Raw genomic sequence first — 21,052 nt, 5'->3', positions numbered from 1 at the left:
CTGCGCCCGCGTGTAGAAGCCGCTCGACCCTATTGGGTTCACTCCATCAACGGACATGATCCCTATGCTTACTTGAAGGGCGTCTTACGCGCCTGCCGACGCGGCGGGAAAGCGAAATTGCCGAACTGCCGCGCATAGGACATCCGTCTAATTGCGCAAGGTGTGTTGGACTGACGCTTACACACCTGCATCAGGATTTGGACGGGAGTTAGCAATACTCCCTCTATGATCAGTGAGTTTTCGGGCATGCGTGGGTTGGTTAAGCCGGCAAAAGTGATTATTTTCTCGGACTATAAATGGCTGCTAATCGGGAAGCTGGGACACCCACGTAATAAGCTATCGCGAGCAAACGATTACGCAACGAACGACGCCACCAGCCATCGCGCTGCCAGCGCCTGGCATCGACCCCCACACCTTGAGCCAACTCTACGAATCGGCCTTGGTCGCGGACGCGCTTCACAAGTTCGACCTCCTCAAACAGCGGTGACGCGTCATGTTGTCCGGACGAAAGATATATATCGCGCTGGAAAAATAATCCTTGGTCGCCGTAAGGAATCCCAAAACGGGTACGCACATTGATCAGTTTTTCTAACAACCTGCTTTGCCAGCAATTGGCATTGGAGAATCTGAATGCGAAATACCCTCCCGACGCACCAGAGTTGATTGCATCACGGATAGCAGGCAAGCAATTACACGTCAGATGAGCGTCAGCATGCAAAAACCAGATAATCGAATGAACTGCGTGGCTTGCCCCCAAGCGAAGCTGCTCACCTCGGCAGGGTGATGCAGGTACCCAAAGTGAACCATGGCGCTGACAAATTTCTAGGCAATTCGCGCTTTGGGCCGCATCAACCACGATCAGTTGTAGCGACTCACGCTCATTTATTGCCATTACATTTAAATGACTGAGCAGCTTTTCCAGCGCTGCTTCGTCATTCCAGCAAGGCACGATAACGCTGACAGACCCTTTATTTTGCATCTGATACTTCCAGTAGATCCGCCAACGCGTTTTTCAGTTTTAATCTCGCAGGTCGTGCATCGTGAGCCAATGCCTCTAGCAAGGGCTTTAGGTCTTCTTGGAGGTCGATGTCGAATAACTCACCAGCCAGCGAAACCGAGTGGCCCGAACTCCGACAACATTCGACTAGCGCTTGACCGAGATGCTGAGTGCTCCAAGGCAAAGCGCTCAAGGTCGGCCAAGGCTTACGAGAGGCCATAAGAACAACGCCACCATCTTGCGCCATCATGAGCACTGTATCTGAGTGCTGAAGTTGCTCGTTCACACGTTGATAGTCGTCAGGGCCTAACAATGGGCAGTCGCTTCCAATGTAAATCAGGTACTGGTGACCCAGGTTCCGGAGTTGCATATCCAATGCATTCAAGCGCTCACCGAGGTTTCCCTCACTCTGTGGAATGCAGAGTGCACTCTCGCACAGATCCTGCCCCCATTTCTGGTGTTGTGCTTGATCAGGAGCCAAAGCTCGTGGGCCCGGAAAAACTAAAAGGTCTTCTATAGCGCAATCGAGAAGCAACTGAGCGATACCCAGGGCGCGTTCCTTACCAACACCCTCTGCCAGCCGCTGTTTTGAGTGGCCCAAAGCAGGTCGCTTACAAAGCAGTACCAGGCATGGATCATGATTGTTCAGCGAGCTCATCTGCTTGATCCCAATATGCGTCCGGTATCACGCATCGCCTGAAGTGATGGTGTTGCTAGATTCCTCTGACCACCAGCACGGGTGATGCCCACGATCTGCTACCAGCGCAGCCAGCGTCGACCAAGTAGTGCGCCTAGTACCGTCGGCACCAGCATGCCCAACAAGTACCACACTCCCCAAAATGGTATCTGCATCTCGGGGCAGCGAAGGGAGTAAGCAATCGTTGCCATTGAGCCTGCTAGCAGTCCGCCGCAGGCTCCTGAGAGCGTCAGGTTGGTTGGTGCGAGACCGCGTAGCGCCCAAAACACAGCGATAAACCCCGGAATCGACAGCAAAGTTATGTTGAGTGCGCAGACCTGCCAGGTATCGCCGAGAATGATCGCAAGGCGATCATCAGGTGCGGCCACCATGAGTACGTAGATAGCGCCAACCCACACCGTAGCGACTGCGGCGACAATCAGAATTTTGCCGGGGCCCGAGGCTATTCCAGGTCTAGCCAGCCTCATTACCATGCTCAGCGCACCGATCATAAGACAGAGCGGAAAGGCGATCTTAGCCCAAAAAATCGGTGTAGCCATGACCTGGCCCAAGTCTGGCCGAACGCCCATTATTACTATTACCAGCAAAGTTGCGCCCAAGAGGCCTGCCAGAACCGCGCCGCTGAATCGCTTAGCGAGCGTCCTGCGGTCAACCGGGGCCACACCCGACGCGAGCATGGAAATAAAATCATCAGTGTTCATCGTGCACCTCTAACTCTTAACGCCAGCGCTTTAAGCCCTCGGTGTATCCCTATCTTCACCGCAGACTCAGATAACCCCGTCATTTGAGCGGTTTCAGTAACTGACAGACCTTCTATTTTCACGTGCACGATAGGTAGACGCTGCCGCTCAGGTAGCTGCTCAAGCAACCTACCTAGGTCGCGACTGGCCTGCGCAGGTTCAAGATGTGGTTCGGCAAATAGCTCTGCCGCATCGTCGAGGGAATCGTTGAACACGTCATGACGTGACCTCCCACGGAAAAAGTCGATGAGCTTGTAACGCGCAATGGCGAAAACCCACGCCGTCAGCGGTTGGTCTGCTCGATAAGTCTGGCGCGCATTATGAACAGCCAAGAGAACCTCTTGCAGCAAATCCTCGATTTCACCAGATCTCTGCTGAAGCCTCGAACGTAAAAAACCACGAAGATGACCACTTAACTCCGATAAAAACGTTCGATAAGACCGCTCATCTCCGTCCAGACCTGCGATAAACAGAGCCTGAAGGTGGAGCTCTCGACTGCGCAACACGTCGTTATGTGTAGTTCGTTCCATCGTTCGCTCTGGTTACACGAAAAGTAAAAATATCTCGCTCCTGCATGAAGCCAGCGTTGGTGACGGGCAGCGGATCTTACATGCGGTTACCGGCATAAGGTAACAAGCGAATCAGTTTTGCAGGTTTGAAAAATATTTTGCGGTCGCTGTAACCGGCAGTGAGAAATCATCGAACTACCTATTGGATCGCAAGCACGGTACTCAAGCGCTGATGCGATGACCAATCCTCATCATCTGGAGACACAACCATGAACAATCTCAAGCTTGCCGCCTTCGCTGTTGCCTTATCTACTTTCGCTGCAGGTGCTATGGCCGCAGAGGCTCCTGCTGCCGCAGGCGCCATGGAAAAGTGTTACGGCGTTTCCCTAGCTGGCAAGAACGATTGCAAAGCCGGCGCAGGTACCACCTGTGCGGGCACCGCCAAAGTGGACTATCAGGCTAATGCCTGGAAAAACGTTCCTGCGGGTACTTGTACCTCCATCAAAACACCAAAAGGCACTGGCACTCTCGCACCTATGTAATCGCAATACCACGGGGCGCACCAACCATGAGAACTGAACGCCAGATGGGGGCCGGGCTCGGCCTGAAACCGAATCATTACTCAGATGCGCTGGACTGCACGGCAGAGGGTCTGTGGTTCGAAGTTCATCCGGAAAACTACATGGTGGATGGTGGCCCCCGTCTCGCATGGCTGGAGGCGATTGGGGATCAACATCCGCTTTCGCTGCACGGCGTGTCACTTTCACTTGCTGCCGATTGTCCACCGGACGAAAACCATTTGAAGTGCCTGAAAGCGCTGGCACATCACGTTCAGCCTGCTTTGATTTCCGAGCATCTAGCTTGGTCAGCATGGCGTGGTCAGTATCATCCTGACCTTTTGCCATTCCCTCGCACGGTCGAGGCATTGCAACGCATCGCAAACAACATACAGCGTACACAAGACGCTTTAGGACGTCCTATTGCCATTGAAAACCCCACCCATTACCTAGGCTTGGATGGTCATGAATTCAGCGAAATCGAGTTTTTGACCGAACTGAGTGTGAGAACAGGCTGCGGGTTGCTGCTGGATGTCAATAACGTACACATCAGCGCACATAACCTGGGTTTTGATGCGGGAACGTATCTGGATGCCTTCCCGGCCAAGGCAATCGTGGAGATCCATTTGGCAGGCCACGCGGTGGATCCGGGAGATACGCGGTTGCTGATAGATACTCACGATGCCTCAATCGCTGAAGACGTCTGGTTGCTCTATCAACGCGTTATAGAACGGATCGGCATGCGCCCAACCTTGATCGAGCGCGACGACAATATCCCAGGGTTCGACGCCTTGCTGAATGAACGAAACAGAGCACAGGCGCTGTTGAACATCGGGAAGAGGCAACCATCGGAAGTGACGATATGAACACCTCACTCGCAAGCTTTCAGGATGCATTCGTCGATGCGTTATATGAGCGAAATTCGACTGGAATGACTGCTCTAATCGAACAGCCCGGTTTTTTGGTGTACCGCAATACTGTATTGAAAGGATCGACGGACGCATTACTAGCGAACTTTCCCACCATAGAGCGCTTGGTCGGTACAGAGTGGCTTAAGGCCGCTGCAGCGATCTATGCCCGGCAGTCGCCACCGACGGATTCCCGGCTGCTGCACTACGGCGCTGATTTCCCGGATTTTCTCGACGCTTTTGAACATGCGCGAGAAATGCCTTATCTGGGCGACGTCGCCCGCCTGGATCTGCTTTGGACACAAGTCCATTGCGCTAAAGATGAGCCCGACATTGATCCGAGCGTATTTGCGAACCTGTCCCAAAAGGACTTGGCCCGCAGCCGACTCACACCGAATGCCGCTTCCCGTTGGGCGTGGTTTCCAGACAACCCCGTCTACACCATCTGGCGCTTCAATCGCGAAGAGCGGGACATGCCCGACGAACTCAACTGGCAAGGCGAAGGAGCGCTTCTGACGCGCAAGCAAGCCAAGGTTTGTTGGGAGGCTGCCAGTGCTGCGGATTGCACGTTTTTAGATGCCTGCGCAGCACACCTGCCGCTTGAACTGGCCGCAGAAAAAGCCCTTGAGGTTCAGCCTGACTTGGATTTGGCAGACCTCATTGCCCGCTTATTCAGGGCCGACGCGTTCGCCTCTGTAAGCATCCATCGCTCTTCCTAAAGACTTAACACCAACTTAACCAACGGAGCACATCATGGACGCGATACGAAATACTTCGTCCACAGCCGACAAATCTTTGCGAGGCATGTGGAACCGCATTGCAGACCGAATTGGCTTAATGATTGGTGACTCACTATTGGTGCTGGTTGCTCGTCTATCCATTGCGGCCATTTTTTTGATGTCAGGACGCACTAAAGTCAGTGAATTTTTGACGATCACACCCAGTACGTATGAGCTGTTCCGCACAGAATACTCGCTGCCATTTATCACGCCAGAGCTGGCCGCGCATCTCGCTGCCTACAGTGAGCATTTGTTTCCACTACTTCTTGTGCTAGGCCTGTTCTCACGACTATCCGCATTGGCGTTACTGGGTATGACGTTTGTGATCCAAGTGTTTGTCTACCCTGATGCTTGGCCAACTCATCTTTCCTGGGCGGGCCTTCTACTGTTGATCGTCGCCCGTGGTGGAGGCGCAATGTCGCTGGATCGCCCGCTAGGAATTAAGTGATGCTTTGGCTGCTGCTCACTCACTGCCTGATGAACGGATTACGTAATCGGGCCTAATCAGGCATTTTGGACAGATGACGGGTTGCAGGTGTCGAGGCCTAAACACTCAATCTTTCCTTGATTACGGACTGAAAAGTCCAGTAACCAGTGGGTGAATTTTTTGTGCTAGTGAATGGATATTTCGGGAGGGTTGAGAAGCAGTTCTCGTTCGATGACGCGTGCGAGAAAGCCTCAGCGCGATCACTAGCCGGTTACGAGAGATCCATCTGTAACACCGAGAGGCTATGGCCTCAGAACATCAGTCTTCGAGAGTAGGTATCACCATGCACGCAATGTTACCGCTTCTGAATGCCCTGAGCTTTCCACCTCTGCACCGTGGTCATTTGGAAGCCTTGCAGATCAACCTCACCTACCTTTGCAACCAGCGTTGCCTGCACTGCCATGTCAATGCAGGCCCCACTCGCAAGGAATCCATGACGGATGAAAGTCTGGCGCTGTTGCATCAAGTTATTGATGCCCATCCAGTGAAGACCCTCGACCTGACAGGGGGCGCTCCTGAAATGCATCCCCGTTTCAGAGAGATCGTTGTCCATGCTCGGCGAGAAGGGTTGCGTGTCATTGACCGCTGCAACTTAACAATTCTCAGTGAACCAGGTTATGAAGGCTTAGCGGAGTTTCTGGCTGAGCAAGGAGTAGAGGTGACTGCATCTCTGCCTTGCTATTCCCGTGAGAATGTCGACAAGCAACGAGGTGATGGGGTATTCGACGCAAGCATTGAAGGCCTCAAGAAGCTCAACAATCTCGGATACGGTATTTCTGACAGCGGCTTAATCCTAAATCTTGTTTACAACCCTCAAGGCGCAAGCTTGCCCCCGCCGCAGGCTCAGCTCGAGATCGATTACAAAGCTCACTTGGCGGAGGATTTCGGCATTCAGTTCAACCATCTCCTGACTATTACCAACCTTCCGATTGCCCGATTTGGAAGCACCCTGGTTAGCAAGGGGCAGTTTGGTAATTACATGCAGCTGCTCAGAGATAGCTATCGATCTGAGAATCTCGAAGCAGTCATGTGCCGGAACTTGATCAGCGTCGACTGGCAGGGTTACCTCTACGACTGTGACTTCAACCAAATGCTAGACCTACCGATGTTCATGCCCGGTCTGATTGGTCGTGATCGGCCTCATCTGCGTGACTTGCTCAACTCCTCAAGTCTGGAAAATAACCCGATCACTACACGCGACCATTGCTTTGCTTGCACCGCTGGTCAGGGTTCGAGTTGCGCTGGCGCATTGAAAGGTTAAGGAGAACATCAATGGAGCCGAATAGTCTGCTAGGTGTGTTTTTTTGGGGATTTTTACTGATTTACGGTCTCGTCATGTATGCGTTGTCACCTCGTGCTGTAACTCTGGGTGGCTTTTTCCATGGCGAAGATTCTCAAGGTCGTAGCGCGGCTCCCTGGCTACTGACATCGAGTATTTTCATCAGTTGGATTTTCGCTAAATCGGTGACGAACGCTGCCAACTTGGGAGCAAGCTATGGATTGATTGGTGGTCTGGCCTATGCCACGTATTGGCTTTCGATCCCGCTGGCGGGTTTCGTCATATTCAGACTGCGCCGACGTTTCGGAGCTACAGGACTGGTCAGCTTTCTGATCACCCATTACGGTCGCTCTGCGGCACTGGCTTTCAGCGCAGCCATTCTTATCAGGCTCTTTAACGAGGTCTGGAGCAATACCGCTGTGGTCGGTGGCTATTATGGTGCTGCCGGTAGCATTGAGTTTATCGGAGCCGCCTCGTTGTTCACCGTGGTGACACTGGCTTACAGCCTGCGTGGTGGACTTCGCAGTTCAATCATGACAGATGCGGCCCAAGCTGGAATTTTCTTGATTGCCCTTGTCTGGGTACTTGGCTTGGTTTTACCGCAGCACAGCACCAGGGAGCTGATGAGCACCAGCCATTGGGCAATGGGTTCGGGCGTTGATTTATTACTGGTCGCGGGGCTCCAGATTTTCAGCTACCCGTTTCACGACCCTGTCCTGACGGATCGTGGCTTCATCAGCGAAGAGCGAACGATGCGTAGGTCTTTCTTCGTTGCCGGACTGCTGGGTTTTGTTGCCATTCTTGCGTTCAGTTTGATTGGTGTACACGCCACCCTAGTAGGGATAGATGTTTCTGATAACGTTCCAGCAGCGCTGGCGAAATCCATGGGGGTGGTCGCACTGTTGGTCATGACCGTAGTAATGGTCTCAGCAGCAGGCTCCACTCTCGACTCCACTTTTTCGAGCCTGGCCAAGTTAGTGGGTCGAGAGTTGCCGCTGCTGGCTGGTCACGATCTAGGCAAGAAGGCAATCGGAGTTGGCATGTCTGTGATGGTTATATTCGCAGTCTTGGGCAACATTCCTATGCTCACTGGAACCGACATCCTTAAAGCAACAACCCTGAGCGGCACAATGGTCATCGGTCTCGCTCCGGTGTTCGTTTTACATGGAATGGTGACTCCGACTCGATTAGGGTTCCACCTGAGTTTCTGGTGCGGCATTGCCCTGGGCATAGCCCTTACGTTGGGCTGGATACCTCAAAGTTGGGCTATTGGTGATGGCAAATATGCCCTGCTGCTGGGCACCAACCTTTACGGATTGGCGCTATGCATATTGGGCTATTTGATCCCAGGTTACCTATCTAAGCGGGTCGCAATATGAGCCGGGGTAGGATGCTCATGCGACCTGGGCGCGATTGCCCTCTGGACTACAGGTTGCCGCCCACGGCATTCGACGGCCCTGCACAATTTGGCTGCAAAACGCTCTACGTCGTAGGCGGCCTTTACGGAAACACTTATGCGTTAGATGCGCTGGAAATGTTGCTAGCAGATGAGCCAGAAGCTCGTGCTGTATTCAACGGCGACTTGCACTGGTTTGATCGTGATCCAGAAATCTTCCGGGGCATTGAGGATCACGCTGCCCCTCACGTTCTTCTTCGCGGTAACGTCGAGACTGAGTTAGTCCGCGTGGAAGACAGCGGAACGGGATGCGGGTGCGCCTATCCTGAGGAGGTAACAGAACTCACGGTCGCTTGGTCTAACTCTATCCATGAACGGCTGTGTGAAACCTTCGCTACTCTTCCCTCGTTGAGGGCTTCAGTTGCGTTGCGTCCTGCCCATGCGCTGGTCGAAATTGCTGGACGTACAGTCGCCATCAGTCATGGTGATGAGTGTTCACTTGCCGGCTGGCAGTGTTCACGTCAGGCATTGAGATCTGTTGATCGCCAAAAGGAAGTGGCGGATTGGATGGCTGAACGAAAAATCGACGTATTCGCCACCAGCCACACTTGCTCCCCCGCAGCCTTGAGCTGGGGTTCTGGGGCGGTAATCAATAATGGTGCTGCCGGCATTCCAAACTTCAGCGCAGAACGTAAAGGGCTTGTCACGCGGATAGCTTCCACCCCCCATCCTCAGGCGCTTTATCGCGCTCAGTTGCTCGGACTCTACGTCGAAGCAATCTCGCTTGAATACGACCATGCGGCGTTCCTACAGGACTTCGACCGACAATGGCCCTCACAGAGCCCAGCAGCACTTTCTTATCGTGATCGTTTACTCAATGGAACTGACGATCTTCCATCATCAGCCTTGCTGGGCGGCTTTCAGGAGTGTTCAGTTTCTACGCTAAAGGATCCACTCTCATGAACCTTCGTAAGCTCATACTTTTGACGGTGATAGCTGCGCTGATCGCTTCTTTTTTTATCTTCGATCTGGGCCAATATCTCAACCTGACAAACCTCAAAACCCAGCAGGAAGCGTTTAGTGAACAGGTGTCTGCCAACCCCTGGCTCATTGGCGGCGCGTATTTCTTTCTGTACGTACTGGTGACTGCACTGTCACTACCCGGCGCCGCCCTCATGACTCTGCTTGGCGGTGCATTATTTGGCTTATTCGGCGGTACGCTCCTGGTGTCCTTTGCATCTACGCTTGGGGCCACATTGGCGATGCTGATCAGTCGTTTCATGCTGCGCGACTGGGTGCAAGCCAAGTTCAGTAAACGCCTGACGGGAATAAACCAAGGGGTTGAGCGTGAGGGGGCATCCTACTTATTCGCCTTGCGTCTGGTACCCGTATTTCCCTTCGTATTGATCAACCTGGCGATGGGATTGACCAAGTTGCCTGTGCGCACATTCTGGTGGGTCAGTCAGCTGGGTATGCTGCCCGGCACGCTGGTTTACGTGAATGCTGGTCGCGAGCTTGGTCAACTCAATTCGTTAGGTGGAATCCTATCACCCAGTCTCATCGGTGCATTCCTGTTGCTTGGTTTGCTACCGATGTTGTCTCGCAAAACTCTGGAATGGTTCAAGACTCGAAAAGTGTATTCAGGCTGGAAGAAGCCCAAGCGATTTGATCGCAATTTGGTGGTTATTGGCGCTGGCTCCGGTGGCCTGGTATCGGCGTACATAGCAGCGGCTGTGAAAGCAAATGTCACGTTGATCGAAAAGCACAAGATGGGCGGCGACTGCCTTAATACGGGGTGCGTTCCTTCTAAAGCACTCATTCGGTCTGCCAAATTTGCCCACGACTTTAAAAAAGCCGAGAACCTGGGCTTTAAGTCCGTGGCCGGCGAGGTTGATTTCGCGGCAGTCATGCAACGTATTCAGCACGTGGTGTCGACAATCGAGCCACATGACTCCATCGACCGTTACACAAAGCTAGGCGTAGAAGTCATTGAGGGAGACGCGAGGATCACCTCTCCCTGGACGGTTGAGGTCAATGGTAAAACCCTCAGCACTCGATCCATCATTGTCGCCACTGGCGCCCGTCCATTGATACCCAAAATTGAAGGTATTGAGCTCATCACTCCTCTTACCTCGGACAACATATGGGCATTGCGCGAACAACCAAAGCGATTGCTCGTTTTGGGAGGTGGGCCAATCGGTTGTGAGTTGGCACAAGCATTCCAGCGCTTGGGAAGTGCTGTGACCCAGGTCGAGATGGTTGAGCGACTATTGATCCGTGAAGATGTAGATGCAAGTGACCTCGTTATGACAAGCCTCAGGGCGGATGGTGTCGATCTCAGGTTGCAGCATAAAGCGATCCGCTTTGAGGTTATTGAAGGCAATCAGCAGCTGATTTGCTTAAACCTCGCGGACAATAGCGAAGTAAAAATACCTTTCGATCAAGTTCTTTTGGCCTTAGGCCGGGTCGCTAATGTAAAAGGTTTCGGCGCTGAAAAACTTGGTCTGGAGGTGCGAGGCAATGGCACTCTGAATACCAATGAATACTTGGCAACACGCTTCCCCAATATTTTTGCTGTAGGGGATGTCACGGGGCCGTATCAATTCACCCACACGTCCGCGCATCAAGCCTGGTATGCCGCAGTGAATGGACTGTTTGGGGGCTTTAAGCAATTCAAAGTCGACTACCGGGTGATTCCTTGGGCGACGTTCACTGATCCAGAGGTGGCACGTGTCGGCTTGAATGAGCAAGAAGCCAAATCCCAAGACATTGCCTACGAAGTCACCCGCTTTGGCATTGATGATCTAGATAGGGCTATCGCCGATGGCGCAGCCTACGGTTACGTCAAAGTGCTGACTGAGCCTGGCAAGGATCGGATCCTTGGCGCAACAATCGTAGGTCAGCATGCAGGTGATCTAATCACCGAATACGTGGCTGCCATGAAACACGGCTACGGCATGAACAAAATACTCGGCACGATCCATATCTATCCTACGTTGGCCGAAGCGAACAAATACGCTGCCGGAGAATGGAAGCGTGCTCATGCCCCCATCGGCGCACTGCGCTGGCTTTCAAAATTTCATCGATGGCGCCTGGGCGGCACCCATCGTATTGAATCTGGATTCAAGACGGACGAGAAACCGTCTTGAACGCGGAATTTGACCTCCTGCTTGCAGGAGCTGGCCATGCCCATTTGGGGGTACTGCGCGAGTGGCTCACTGTACCTCGGCCTCACGGACGTATCGCGCTCGTGAGCGATGGAACATCGGCTTGGTACTCAGGGATGCTTCCGGGCTTACTGGCTGGAAGGTATCGGCCAGAGCAGTGTCGAGTACCTCTACCTGCGCTCTGTGCTAGCGCGGGGGTTGACCTGATTCAGGGGAGAATTGTTGGCATCGACCCAAACTCGAACTCGTTGAGGCTTGCCGATGGGCGTATTTACTCGGCTACCTGGTTGTCTCTAAACGTCGGCTCAAAACCAGAGGCACTGCCGGGAGATTTTCGCGAGTTGGAACTGGTTCCAGTGAAGCCTTTCGAGGGGCTAGTCTGCGCCTGGAGTACCTGGCAGAAATCACCTACGCCCTTGGCAATTCTGGGTGGCGGTGCCGCAGGGGTTGAGCTCGCTCTTGCCCTTGCACCTCAAGTCTCAGAGTTAACACTTATCAGCTCTGGAGAGATCCTTGCTGGGCATCCGCCAGGGCTGAGGGCTCGGGCAATACGGTGCCTTGTGAGGAGTAATGTAAAGCTTATTGAGGGCTCCGCAGTCGAGAAGGTGGATGGCGATGCATTGTTGTGCGGATCGCAGATCGTTTGGCGCGGTAAACGACTCATTTTGGCTACCGGAGCAGCGCCTCTGCCTTGGTTAAAAGAGGGAGTGCTTGCTCAAGATAAACGCGGGTTTGTCGCTATTACTCCAACTTTTCAGAGCGTATCTCACAAGCAAATTCTTGCGGTGGGTGATTGTGCAAGCCTGCCTGATTGCCCGCGTAACGGTGTTTATGCGGTGCGCCAGGGGCCTTTGCTCGCTAAAAATCTGGCTGCAGCTTTAGAAGGCCAACAACTGATCAATTTTGTGCCTCAACGCCACGCATTGGCACTTTTGGCAGACGGTAAGGGCGGTGCCTTGATGAGCTGGGCGGGGATAACTGCGGAGGGCCGTTTATTTGGATGGTGGAAAAATCGACTTGATCAAAACTTCATAAACAAACTAACGACCATATGACGACATCATGGCGTTGAAGAAAGTAACTAATTCCAAATGCGAACATTGAGGTGCTGTAATGAAGAGTTGGACATTGCTATTACTTAGGGTTTCACTTGGCTGGCTATTGGTCATTTGGGGGGCAGATAAGGTTTTTAATGTAGCGCACAGCATGGCCGTGGCTAACAAATATTACTTGGGCTTAGGAACTGAAAGCATCCTGCAATTTGGTGGAGTAGTTCAAATACTCATTGGATTGCTGATCATTGTTGGCTTCGCTCGCCGTTGGGTATACCCCATACAAGTGCTGTTCAACGGCGCATCCCTTCTGGCCGTGATGAAATCAGTCATAGATCCATGGGGTTGGATTTTTGAGGGATCCAATGCGTTGTTCTACCCATCACTTATCATCTTTGCAGGAAGCTTGCTGTTGATCGCCTTTCGAGACGAGGATCGGCTGGTCTTGGATAGGTGCTAATCACCTTCCCATAGCCTAGCAATTCACTGAAAAAAACTGGGTCAAAAATCTATATATTGGTGACCCAGTGACGCACATCTGACACCTGACGATGATTTTATTCCGTCAAAGTTAAAAGTTCAAATTTCGCCGGAGACGTGGAGATTGCGATTCTATTGATCAGGTTTTTTTGTAATGAATACAAACCCACACGCGATTCGTGATCGGATCTTCCGCTCAAGTTTTGTGCTTCAAGTGATGTTGTGCTTGATGGCCTTCGCAGCAAATTCAATTTTTTGCCGTCAAGCTTTGGTGGGGGGACAAATTCCCCCTGAGTCATTTACTGTAATCCGACTGCTAAGCGGCGGTCTCTTTGTGCTGCTATTGATCAGATTACGCAATCCTAGGGTAACTGTCGGGGGAAGCTGGAAGGGAGGCTTTTCACTCATTACATACGCTTATCTTTTCTCCATTGGCTATGTCCAATTGGGCGCAGGTATGGGAGCATTGATTTTGTTTGGCGCGGTGCAAATCACGATGTTCATTGTCTCCTGGATGAAAGGTGAACGTTTTCGTAAGATAGTGCTAATTGGCATGGTGACGGCATCTCGCGGCGTACTTTTCTTGCTGCTGCCAAGCGGCAGTTCTCCGCCCCTCGGTAGCGCAGTGCTAATGACAATCTCCGGTGTGGCGTGCGGCGCCTATTCACTACTCGGTAAGACTACTGTGAATCCACTTGCGGAAAACACCGGGAATTTCGCAAGGTGTCTTCCATTTTTGCTATTACTTGCTCCAGTCATTTTTTTTGGAAATGGCCTTAACATGAGTTTGTCAGGAGTGATGTACGCGCTCGCCTCAGGTGTGTTGGCGTCAGGCTGTGGTTATGCGCTTTGGTACAGCACTGTTAAACACATCAGTTCCCAAAACGCCGCCACTCTTCAGCTAAGCGTTCCAATCATTGCTTCCTTCGCAGGCGTACTTTTTTTGAACGAGCCGCTTTCGTTCAGACTGTTGTTGGTATCAGTCATGGTATTGGGCGGTGGCGCTGTTGCCGAACCATGAACCAGTTCGGCGCTGATTGGTTCCGAGGTATGAAGGCTCAATCGGCGCTCTCCCAGGTAAAGACGGCACGATAACACTAAGCATTTCATTCAAACGTTCGATACAAAAAAAATATTTTTAAGAGCCTTTAGCCAATTTTTCCGATAACCGGCAAGAAAAGCGTAGTGGCATAGTAAATCCAAGGGGATGTTCCTCCATAGATCGTGGATATTCAGTCCTATATCGTCAACTCCAAGGAAGCCTCTTCCGTAAACCAAAACACAGAAAGAAATAGATATATGATGTAATATGTCATCTACCTTCTAAATGTAGACTTTGCACAATGAGATCAATATTTAGTGCCGCACCTTTTTTTCGTATAAATTTACGCCGCCTGATATTTCTTCTTGCCCTTCTCAGCGCGATGACTTTCCAATCCAATACGTTTTATGCTAGCTATGGCGTCCAACATCAACTGCTAATTGACAACACTCTTGAAAGCAATCGGGTCTACTCCAAAAAATTAGCCGACAGCATCGATGACTTCTTAAAATCTGCGCAACAGCAACTGGCTTATAGCGCTAAAGATATTGCAAAAAACTTCAGAAATCCAACTGCATTGATAATGGAAGCTAATCGCCTGCGTTTGCAGACGGATAGTTTCAACTCCGTCGTATTTGTTGATATGAATGGAAAGGTACTGGCCACCTCCCCAGAAACCCTTAATATTTTTGGAAAAATAATTGAGTCCCCAGGAGCTAAAGAGGCCATACAAAAAAGGCGTCCGCTGATTAGTTCGCCCTATATCTCGGCAGCAGGCAACCTATTAATTTTTATTTCCAACCCTGTCATTAACAACACAGGGCAATATCTTGGTTATATTGGCGGAACCATCTACCTCAAGCAAAAAAATATTCTAAACAATTTACTTGGCGAACACTATTATCGCGACGGCTCTTACCTATATGCAGTCGATAAAAACAGACATCTTTTATATCACCCAGACCCTGAAAGAGTGGGGAAAAATGTTATTAACAATCTAGCCATTGATGCGATAGCTCGCGGCGAGAGCGGGCGTATGCGGCTTATTAATAGCACAGGTATCGATATGTTGGCCGGATATGCCATAGTATCGAGTACCGGCTGGGGAGTCGTCACACAGAGACCGACTCAAGCCACTCTAGCACCACTCAATGGGTTAATGATCAACGTTCTACTTAACACGTTACCTTTAACATTTTTAACTCTATTATTAATATGGTGGTTCACTAAAAAAATCACACTACCATTACGAGAACTTGCTGACAGCGCCCAGCACATGGATCGACCCGCTTCCGCAGATCGCATCCAGAAAATTCGCTCCTGGTATTTTGAATCCAATGAAATAAAACGAGCACTGCTATCCAGCTTTAAACGAGTTCATTATAAAATAAACAAACTGCTTTTGGATGTCAAAAGTGATCCGTTAACTGGCCTCCATAACCGACGCGGACTAGACATGGCCCTAGGCATCATGCAATCAGAGAACGAAAACTTCGCCATAGTGTCTTTGGACATCGATCACTTCAAATCCGTCAATGACACTTACGGCCACGACGCCGGCGACAAGGTTCTATCTAATCTAGCAAAAAAAATTAAAATCCTTTCGCGTGATGATGACATAGTCTGTCGAGTTGGCGGGGAAGAATTTCTAATATTGCTACCTAGCCTAAGTTTAAAATCTGCTGAGGAGTTTGCTAAACGTCTCCGAAAAGAAGTCGAGCAAATGAAATTCGAAATAGTAGGCCACATCACTATCTCTCTAGGTGTTGCATACTGGAACCGTGACACTGGAGACATCAAAGGGGTGCTAAAAATCGCGGACGAGATGCTTTACAAGGCCAAACACAATGGAAGAAATCGAGTCGAAGCCTAAAAGATATCTAACTAACATCTTCAATAATACACGACACACATTTCCATCAAAATATATATCATCAACATCTGCCTCGTCACGCACGAATAATTCACAAAGGGGAATTTAAACACTTACTTCGGCGTGCGAGTATTCGACACTGCCCCGTATGTATGTCATTGTTGGATCCTGAAGTAGGGTCAACATGAGCGGAGCGTATAGGCATGGTCAATCGCAGCTTGACGCCTACCCTGGTTCTAAGTGGGCAATTGAACGCCAGCGAAACCATTTATGCAAATTCGATGGATCTGCTCATAAACTGGACTCTAGCTCTCTCATATAACGGCGATTACCCATGAGCCTGAAGAAACATGATGAGGCGGGCCGCACGCCATTACAGCATGCGGTGCATCTGTTTATCGGACGGTGCTCGCATCCTGATTGAACAGCAGCTTTCGGGTTTTCTCGTCGACTACCGGTGCGGTGTTGATTTGCTCTGCAAGAGCATAAGCCCGCTTCGTGGCTGGTCGATCACCTACTTGCTCAAACCAAAGTGCCAAATGAGGAAAGTTAGCAAGATCTTGCTGCTGCCGCAGGTGAGGCACAATCCACGGGTAACAGGCCATGTCGGCAATACTGTAATCACCCGCAATATAGCCGCGACCATCAGCCAAGTGCTTGTTCAACACGCCATACAGCCGAGCCGTCTCGTTAATGTAGCGCTCCTGCGCATAGGGAATTGGCACCGGAGCGTATTGTACGAAGTGATGATTCTGCCCCGCCATCGGCCCCAACCCACCCATTTGCCAGAACAACCACTGCAAGGTTTCGTTGCGCCCTCGTAGATCGCCAGGAATGAACTGATGAGTTTTATCTGCCAGGTACAACAAAATGGCGCCCGACTCGAAGATCGATAACGGTTGACCACCATCGAGTGGCGAATGGTCGACTATTGCCGGAATGCGGTTATTGGGCGCGATGTTCAGAAACGATGCAGTGAACTGCTCCCCCTTCCCGATGTTCACCGGCACAATGCGGTAAGGCACACCCGATTCCTCAAGGAACAAAGTGATCTTGTGGCCGTTTGGAGTAGTCCAGTAATACAAATCGATCATGACCTGGCACCTTTACTGAGCAATCTGCGGGAACATTGCCTTACGGGCGTCAGCATCCATTTCGGTCTTGTAACTGTGCTGGGTCTTCAATGCTTCCGCACGCTGTGCAGCAGGTCGCGTATTGATTTCGTCGAGGAGGCGTTTGACGTTCGGGAGCTTTGCCCAAGCGTCATCCCCCAATATGAATGGAACCGCTCGCGCCCACCCCCACACGGCCATGTCCACTAGCGTGTACTCACTTCCGAGCATGTAAGGCAGGTTGGACAGGCGATCATTGATGATTGACCAGTGACGCCAGGCTTCGAAGGTGTAACGAGTAACAGCGTAGTCTTTGGGTTCGGGTGCGTAGTGTTTGAAGTGCACGGCCTGACCAGAGTAAGGGCCTATGCCTGTCGCGACGAACATCAGCCAGGAATACATTTCGCCGCGTGCCTTCAGGTTGTCGGCAGGCAAGAATTTTCCGGTTTTCTCTGCCAGATAGATGAGAATGGAGTTGCTGTCGAACACAACGTTATCACCATCAACCAAGGCCGGTGTCTTACCATTAGGGTTGATCTTGAGAAACGCCGGATCGTGTTGCTCCCCTTTTCGCGTATCGACAGGGATGAGCTCGTACTCAAGACCTGCTTCCTCCAGGAAAAGAGCGACTTTCGCGGGGTTGGGAGACGGGTGATAGTAGAACTTGATCATGTTGACTCCGTACAGTGGCTTTCATTGAGTGTCGCAAAGAGCCAAGGGCGGAAGCCCCAGACTGGTGAGTGCAATTCCAATAGCGTCGGTTACACACGCAGGATCCGGGTTGATCCGTGCCAACACGCGAATCCCAAGTAATACGCTGAGCAAGTGATGAGCGCCCTGCTTTGCATCGATCCCTGTGGCGACTGCGCGTTGCAAGCTGAAGGCACGTAGGCGTCTTTCAAAAAAACTGCGGATGGTCTCAAGTTCTTCTGACACTGCCTGACGCAAGTCTGCATCCTCTGCATTCGTTTCGAGGGCAGAGTTCACCAACAGGCATCCACGATTCAGCGGATCGTTCAGCGTGCGATACAACACTTCTGCAAAGAAACCGGTAATGGCCAATCCTGGATCTGGCAACTCCTCGAGGCGCCGAATTCGCTCACGCACGCCACATTCCAAATAATGCTCAAGGGCGTGACGATAAAGACTGCGCTTGTCACCAAAAGCGTTGTAAAGGCTTGGCTGGTTAAGGCCTGTGCACCTGACAAGGTCTCTGGTTGAAGTGCCCTCGTATCCCTGAGTCCAAAATGCCTCGACTATGGAGGTTAGAACCTTTGATTCATCGAATGTACGAGGCCGGGCCATTGACTGGAGTGCTCTGCAGGTTTGCCGTAGACGGTAACACAAGTTTTGTATCGACCGACACAAAATAAAGCTAGCACCTGACTACACGACTCACCTACCGGTTTGGCGCTTAAATGTCGCCAGTGTTGGGATTGGGGAAGCGCATTCACACCAGCTACGCTTGTAACGTCTGTAGCAGGTAACCATTGGAGGCAAACCATGCCCACGGTAAAAACCGCACTTGTCCTCGCGGGTGGCGGCAGTCTGGGCGCGGTTCAGGTTGGCATGTTGAAAGCGCTGGTCGAGGCGCAGGTTACATTCGACCTAGTGGTGGGAGCGTCAGTCGGCGCCATCAACGGTGCGTACTTCGCCGCCAGGCCGAATGCACAGGGTGTGGCCGAGCTAGCGGACTTCTGGCGAGGTTTGCGCAAGGACGATGTGTTCCCGTTCTCGGTACTCGACACGCTCACGGCGATATTGCATCGACGCGGACATCTGCTACGCGCGTCAGCATTACAGCGCCTCGTGCGCCGATCGCTGCCGTTCGAGCAGATCGAAGACACTGAATTGCCATTGCATATCGTCACCACCGATCTGCTCAGCGGTGCCGAAGAACTGCTGTCCAGTGGTAATGCTGAACAGGCGTTGCTCGCCAGTGCTGCAATTCCGCTGGTGTTTCCCTCCGTGCGAATCGGCAAAAAGTTCCTGATCGACGGCGGCGTAGCCAGCAATACGCCAATTGCCAGTGCGGTTGCCCTAGGGGCAACGCGGATCGTGGTGGTACCCACCGGTTTCGGTTGTGCTTGCCCGACACCGCCCCTAGGGCTCGTGGCGCTAGCCCTGCACACACTGAACCTGATGAGCATGCGCCAATTGGTGCGCGACATTGAACTATACTCCCCGCGCGCCTCTATCCATGTCGTCGCCCCCTTGTGCCCACTGGACGCCTCGGTGTTCGACTTCAGCCAGACCGATCAACTGCTGCAGCGCGCGTATCATTCGACCCAAACGTGGATTGAAGGAGGGGGATTGATACGAATCGGGGTTCCGGATTCGCTGCAGGCGCACACCCATCATGCAGGCAAGGAGAATGGATAGTGCTTTACCAAGTCACTGCTCATTTGCAGTACACAGTCCAAAGCTGATCCACCCGCATCGTAAAGCTCTGACTCATCATCTCCCTACGCATCCCCCAATCCGGGTCAGCCGGCACACTCGCCACGCGCAGCGTCTCCCTTCCCCATCGGCCATTGATTGCGTCCAACACGCCCATGACCTTTTCAGTGGCCACTGGTTGAGAGATTGAAAAAAGGTCTGGCCTTTCTGACAAAGGTTATCCAGGAGAACTTCGGCTTTGCTGTACTTGAAACCAGTCCGGTACACGCGATCCACCGCTTCCACCGCAGCCTTTGTCATCAAACGAACATCGTCAGTTGGATATGGCAACTCGACCAAGACACCGTTAGCGTACTTTGCTTCTTCAGGATTGAACATTCCAGTGCGAATGCTCAAGCAGCAATTTCAATGAGGTCGTTGAGGCTTCGTCTTGCGAGGCCAGTTCTTCCCGGGCGCTGGCCATACTATGCAGACGCAGTTCTTTGAGTTCCGCCTTAAGATCACGCATTGCGAGTCTCCTCATCGGTGGTACGGAGCCGGTCGTAGCGTGCCGTATTGACGACAGGCACTATCTTGAGTTGAAGGCTGGTTTCGGCAGACGGAGGGGCTGCTGTCGATGTCAGTCGAGCCAGGACATTCAGGATGTGGTCAGCACTCAAGCTGCCTGATTCCAGTACCAACTCCACAGCCACCAATACGGCGTCGAGCCCGGCGATGGGAACAGCCGCCAGTACCTGCGTCATGACTCGATCACCATTGGTGTGCCGCCTCAGACCGCGTTTTAGCAGTTGCAACGGCTTCGGCACATCGGCAAACGGAGCGCCATTGCGCAGCGCACCGGGCTTGCGTTCGATGAGCGGGATGTAGGGCTGCCAGTCAAAACTGACCTGATCTCGATCAAACAGTCGCTCGTGACTGGCAATCATCGTTTCATCGGCGATGACCACACGTGTGGGATACAAACGGCTGCTGACCCACTGACCGACCCGCTCACACGGCACCGAGTACCGGCGATTAATTTCTGCTGCATCGTAGGCTCTGTTGGTATCGGTATCTGGCTCCCGCAAATCATCAAAAGCCTCGGCATCGCCAGCGGTATGGTAGGACTGGTCGTGGCCCTCCCCTATCTGCTGGGTGCGATTGCCATGACTTTATGGGCTCGCCTAGCCAACCAAAGCCGTCTACGCTTACCTTATGTTGTGGGGGCTCTGGCAATGGCTGCTGCGGGTCTTGTCGCTGCTGCATTGATTGAGCATTCAGTATTGAAGATTGCCTGCCTCTGTTTAACTGTCGCGAGCATCCTTTCCTTCCAAGCGACGTTCTGGGCAATCCCATCAACCTTTCTCACTGGTCGCGCCGCTGCTGGAGGCCTTGCAACGATTGTCTCAATCGGCAACCTCGGCGGTTTCACTGGCCCCTTCGTGATTGGCCTAATAAAAAATGCCACCCATAGCTATTCAATGCCCTTCTTCGCAGTGGCAGCAATTCTTTTGGTTGGGACGTGCTTGATGGTCTGGCTGGGAGATCCCGCTCGACTGACGCCAGAGAATAACCAAGTACCCACTAGCGCTGCCTAA

The 21,052-nt window shown here is 52.0% G+C and carries 22 protein-coding genes and 3 pseudogenes; 14 read left to right on the top strand and 11 right to left on the bottom strand.

Going from position 1 to position 21,052, the window contains the following annotated elements; all coding sequences use genetic code 11:
- Positions 1–277: 277 nt before the first annotated feature.
- The 4 genes from FBY01_RS13735 to FBY01_RS13720 form a co-directional block, all read right to left on the bottom strand.
- Positions 278–979, bottom strand: a complete 702-nt coding sequence (locus tag FBY01_RS13735) for a TIGR04283 family arsenosugar biosynthesis glycosyltransferase (RefSeq protein ID WP_145307903.1) — start codon at positions 977–979, stop codon at positions 278–280.
- Positions 969–1,655, bottom strand: a complete 687-nt coding sequence (locus FBY01_RS13730; protein ID WP_145307905.1) for a DUF2064 domain-containing protein — start codon at positions 1,653–1,655, stop codon at positions 969–971. The genes FBY01_RS13735 and FBY01_RS13730 overlap by 11 nt, the downstream gene beginning before the upstream one ends.
- Before the next feature lie 98 nt (positions 1,656–1,753).
- The gene (locus tag FBY01_RS13725) at positions 1,754–2,395 is read right to left on the bottom strand and encodes a DUF1109 domain-containing protein (RefSeq protein ID WP_145307907.1); all 642 of its coding nucleotides are present in this window, start codon (positions 2,393–2,395) and stop codon (positions 1,754–1,756) included.
- On the bottom strand, positions 2,392–2,964 hold the full coding sequence (locus FBY01_RS13720; RefSeq protein ID WP_145307909.1) for a sigma-70 family RNA polymerase sigma factor: 573 nt from the start codon (positions 2,962–2,964) through the stop codon (positions 2,392–2,394). The genes FBY01_RS13725 and FBY01_RS13720 overlap by 4 nt, the downstream gene beginning before the upstream one ends.
- 248 nt (positions 2,965–3,212) lie before the next feature.
- On the opposite strand from FBY01_RS13720, the gene FBY01_RS13715 reads away from it, so the two are divergent.
- The 12 genes from FBY01_RS13715 to FBY01_RS13660 all read left to right on the top strand — a co-directional run bounded on the left by FBY01_RS13715 (position 3,213) and on the right by FBY01_RS13660 (position 15,963).
- Complete coding sequence (locus tag FBY01_RS13715; RefSeq protein ID WP_145307911.1) at positions 3,213–3,485, top strand: DUF2282 domain-containing protein; 273 nt, start codon at positions 3,213–3,215, stop codon at positions 3,483–3,485.
- A 26-nt stretch (positions 3,486–3,511) separates the two neighbouring features.
- Positions 3,512–4,366 carry a DUF692 domain-containing protein gene (locus FBY01_RS13710; RefSeq protein ID WP_145307913.1) on the top strand — a complete coding sequence of 285 codons (855 nt, stop codon included), beginning with the start codon at positions 3,512–3,514 and terminating at the stop codon, positions 4,364–4,366.
- A complete protein-coding gene (locus tag FBY01_RS13705) occupies positions 4,363–5,127 on the top strand; it encodes a DNA-binding domain-containing protein (RefSeq protein WP_145307915.1) in 765 nt (254 codons plus the stop codon). Before FBY01_RS13710 ends, FBY01_RS13705 begins: the two co-directional genes overlap by 4 nt.
- Positions 5,128–5,161: 34 nt before the next feature.
- A complete protein-coding gene (locus FBY01_RS13700; protein WP_145307917.1) occupies positions 5,162–5,635 on the top strand; it encodes a DoxX family protein in 474 nt (157 codons plus the stop codon).
- A gap of 322 nt (positions 5,636–5,957) precedes the next feature.
- A complete protein-coding gene (arsS, locus tag FBY01_RS13695; protein WP_145307919.1) occupies positions 5,958–6,935 on the top strand; it encodes an arsenosugar biosynthesis radical SAM (seleno)protein ArsS in 978 nt (325 codons plus the stop codon).
- Between the two features lie 11 nt (positions 6,936–6,946).
- Positions 6,947–8,332 carry a sodium:solute symporter gene (locus FBY01_RS13690; RefSeq protein WP_145307921.1) on the top strand — a complete coding sequence of 462 codons (1,386 nt, stop codon included), beginning with the start codon at positions 6,947–6,949 and terminating at the stop codon, positions 8,330–8,332.
- Between the two features lie 53 nt (positions 8,333–8,385).
- Complete coding sequence (locus FBY01_RS13685) at positions 8,386–9,312, top strand: hypothetical protein (RefSeq protein WP_218571007.1); 927 nt, start codon at positions 8,386–8,388, stop codon at positions 9,310–9,312.
- A complete protein-coding gene (locus FBY01_RS13680; protein ID WP_145307925.1) occupies positions 9,309–11,498 on the top strand; it encodes an FAD-dependent oxidoreductase in 2,190 nt (729 codons plus the stop codon). The genes FBY01_RS13685 and FBY01_RS13680 overlap by 4 nt, the downstream gene beginning before the upstream one ends.
- A complete protein-coding gene (locus tag FBY01_RS13675; RefSeq protein WP_145307927.1) occupies positions 11,495–12,571 on the top strand; it encodes an FAD-dependent oxidoreductase in 1,077 nt (358 codons plus the stop codon). Before FBY01_RS13680 ends, FBY01_RS13675 begins: the two co-directional genes overlap by 4 nt.
- Before the next feature lie 58 nt (positions 12,572–12,629).
- On the top strand, positions 12,630–13,028 hold the full coding sequence (locus tag FBY01_RS13670; RefSeq protein WP_145307929.1) for a DoxX family protein: 399 nt from the start codon (positions 12,630–12,632) through the stop codon (positions 13,026–13,028).
- Positions 13,029–13,202: 174 nt separating this feature from the next.
- Positions 13,203–14,069 carry a DMT family transporter gene (locus tag FBY01_RS13665; protein ID WP_145307931.1) on the top strand — a complete coding sequence of 289 codons (867 nt, stop codon included), beginning with the start codon at positions 13,203–13,205 and terminating at the stop codon, positions 14,067–14,069.
- Positions 14,070–14,391: 322 nt separating this feature from the next.
- Positions 14,392–15,963: a sensor domain-containing diguanylate cyclase gene (locus FBY01_RS13660; protein WP_145307933.1), complete on the top strand. Its 1,572-nt coding sequence runs from the start codon at positions 14,392–14,394 to the stop codon at positions 15,961–15,963.
- Between the two features lie 395 nt (positions 15,964–16,358).
- On the opposite strand, the gene FBY01_RS13655 is transcribed toward FBY01_RS13660, so the two are convergent.
- The 4 genes and pseudogenes from FBY01_RS13655 to FBY01_RS31840 form a co-directional block, all read right to left on the bottom strand.
- Positions 16,359–17,057: a glutathione S-transferase N-terminal domain-containing protein gene (locus tag FBY01_RS13655; protein WP_145307935.1), complete on the bottom strand. Its 699-nt coding sequence runs from the start codon at positions 17,055–17,057 to the stop codon at positions 16,359–16,361.
- 12 nt (positions 17,058–17,069) lie between these two features.
- Entirely contained in the window at positions 17,070–17,747 is a 678-nt protein-coding gene (locus FBY01_RS13650; RefSeq protein ID WP_145307937.1) for a glutathione S-transferase family protein, read from the bottom strand.
- A gap of 21 nt (positions 17,748–17,768) precedes the next feature.
- Positions 17,769–18,182 (bottom strand): TetR family transcriptional regulator C-terminal domain-containing protein, encoded by a 414-nt coding sequence (locus FBY01_RS13645; RefSeq protein ID WP_256664418.1) that lies wholly within the window; start codon positions 18,180–18,182, stop codon positions 17,769–17,771.
- A 42-nt stretch (positions 18,183–18,224) separates the two neighbouring features.
- Positions 18,225–18,380 (bottom strand): annotated as a pseudogene (locus FBY01_RS31840) (TetR/AcrR family transcriptional regulator); the annotation flags it as partial.
- Between the two features lie 198 nt (positions 18,381–18,578).
- On the opposite strand from FBY01_RS31840, the gene FBY01_RS13640 reads away from it, so the two are divergent.
- The gene (locus FBY01_RS13640; protein WP_145307941.1) at positions 18,579–19,457 is read left to right on the top strand and encodes a patatin-like phospholipase family protein; all 879 of its coding nucleotides are present in this window, start codon (positions 18,579–18,581) and stop codon (positions 19,455–19,457) included.
- A 19-nt stretch (positions 19,458–19,476) separates the two neighbouring features.
- Here FBY01_RS13640 and FBY01_RS13635 read toward each other — a convergent pair.
- The 3 genes and pseudogenes from FBY01_RS13635 to FBY01_RS13625 all read right to left on the bottom strand — a co-directional run.
- Positions 19,477–19,871, bottom strand: a pseudogene (locus FBY01_RS13635) (DUF4113 domain-containing protein); the annotation flags it as partial.
- Positions 19,840–19,983: a hypothetical protein gene (locus tag FBY01_RS13630; RefSeq protein WP_372241865.1), complete on the bottom strand. Its 144-nt coding sequence runs from the start codon at positions 19,981–19,983 to the stop codon at positions 19,840–19,842. The pseudogene FBY01_RS13635 and the gene FBY01_RS13630, both read right to left, overlap by 32 nt.
- Positions 19,976–20,488: pseudogene (locus FBY01_RS13625) on the bottom strand (IS21 family transposase); the annotation flags it as partial. The gene FBY01_RS13630 and the pseudogene FBY01_RS13625, both read right to left, overlap by 8 nt.
- On the opposite strand from FBY01_RS13625, the gene FBY01_RS13620 reads away from it, so the two are divergent.
- On the top strand, positions 20,387–21,052 hold the full coding sequence (locus tag FBY01_RS13620; protein WP_256664413.1) for an MFS transporter: 666 nt from the start codon (positions 20,387–20,389) through the stop codon (positions 21,050–21,052). The pseudogene FBY01_RS13625 and the gene FBY01_RS13620 sit on opposite strands and share 102 nt — an antisense overlap.

Source organism: Pseudomonas sp. SJZ077 (assembly GCF_007993905.1).
Lineage (GTDB): Bacteria > Pseudomonadota > Gammaproteobacteria > Pseudomonadales > Pseudomonadaceae > Aquipseudomonas > Aquipseudomonas mandelii.
Note: the sequence above shows the minus strand (reverse complement) of the source record. Positions and strands in the feature narration are given on the sequence as shown.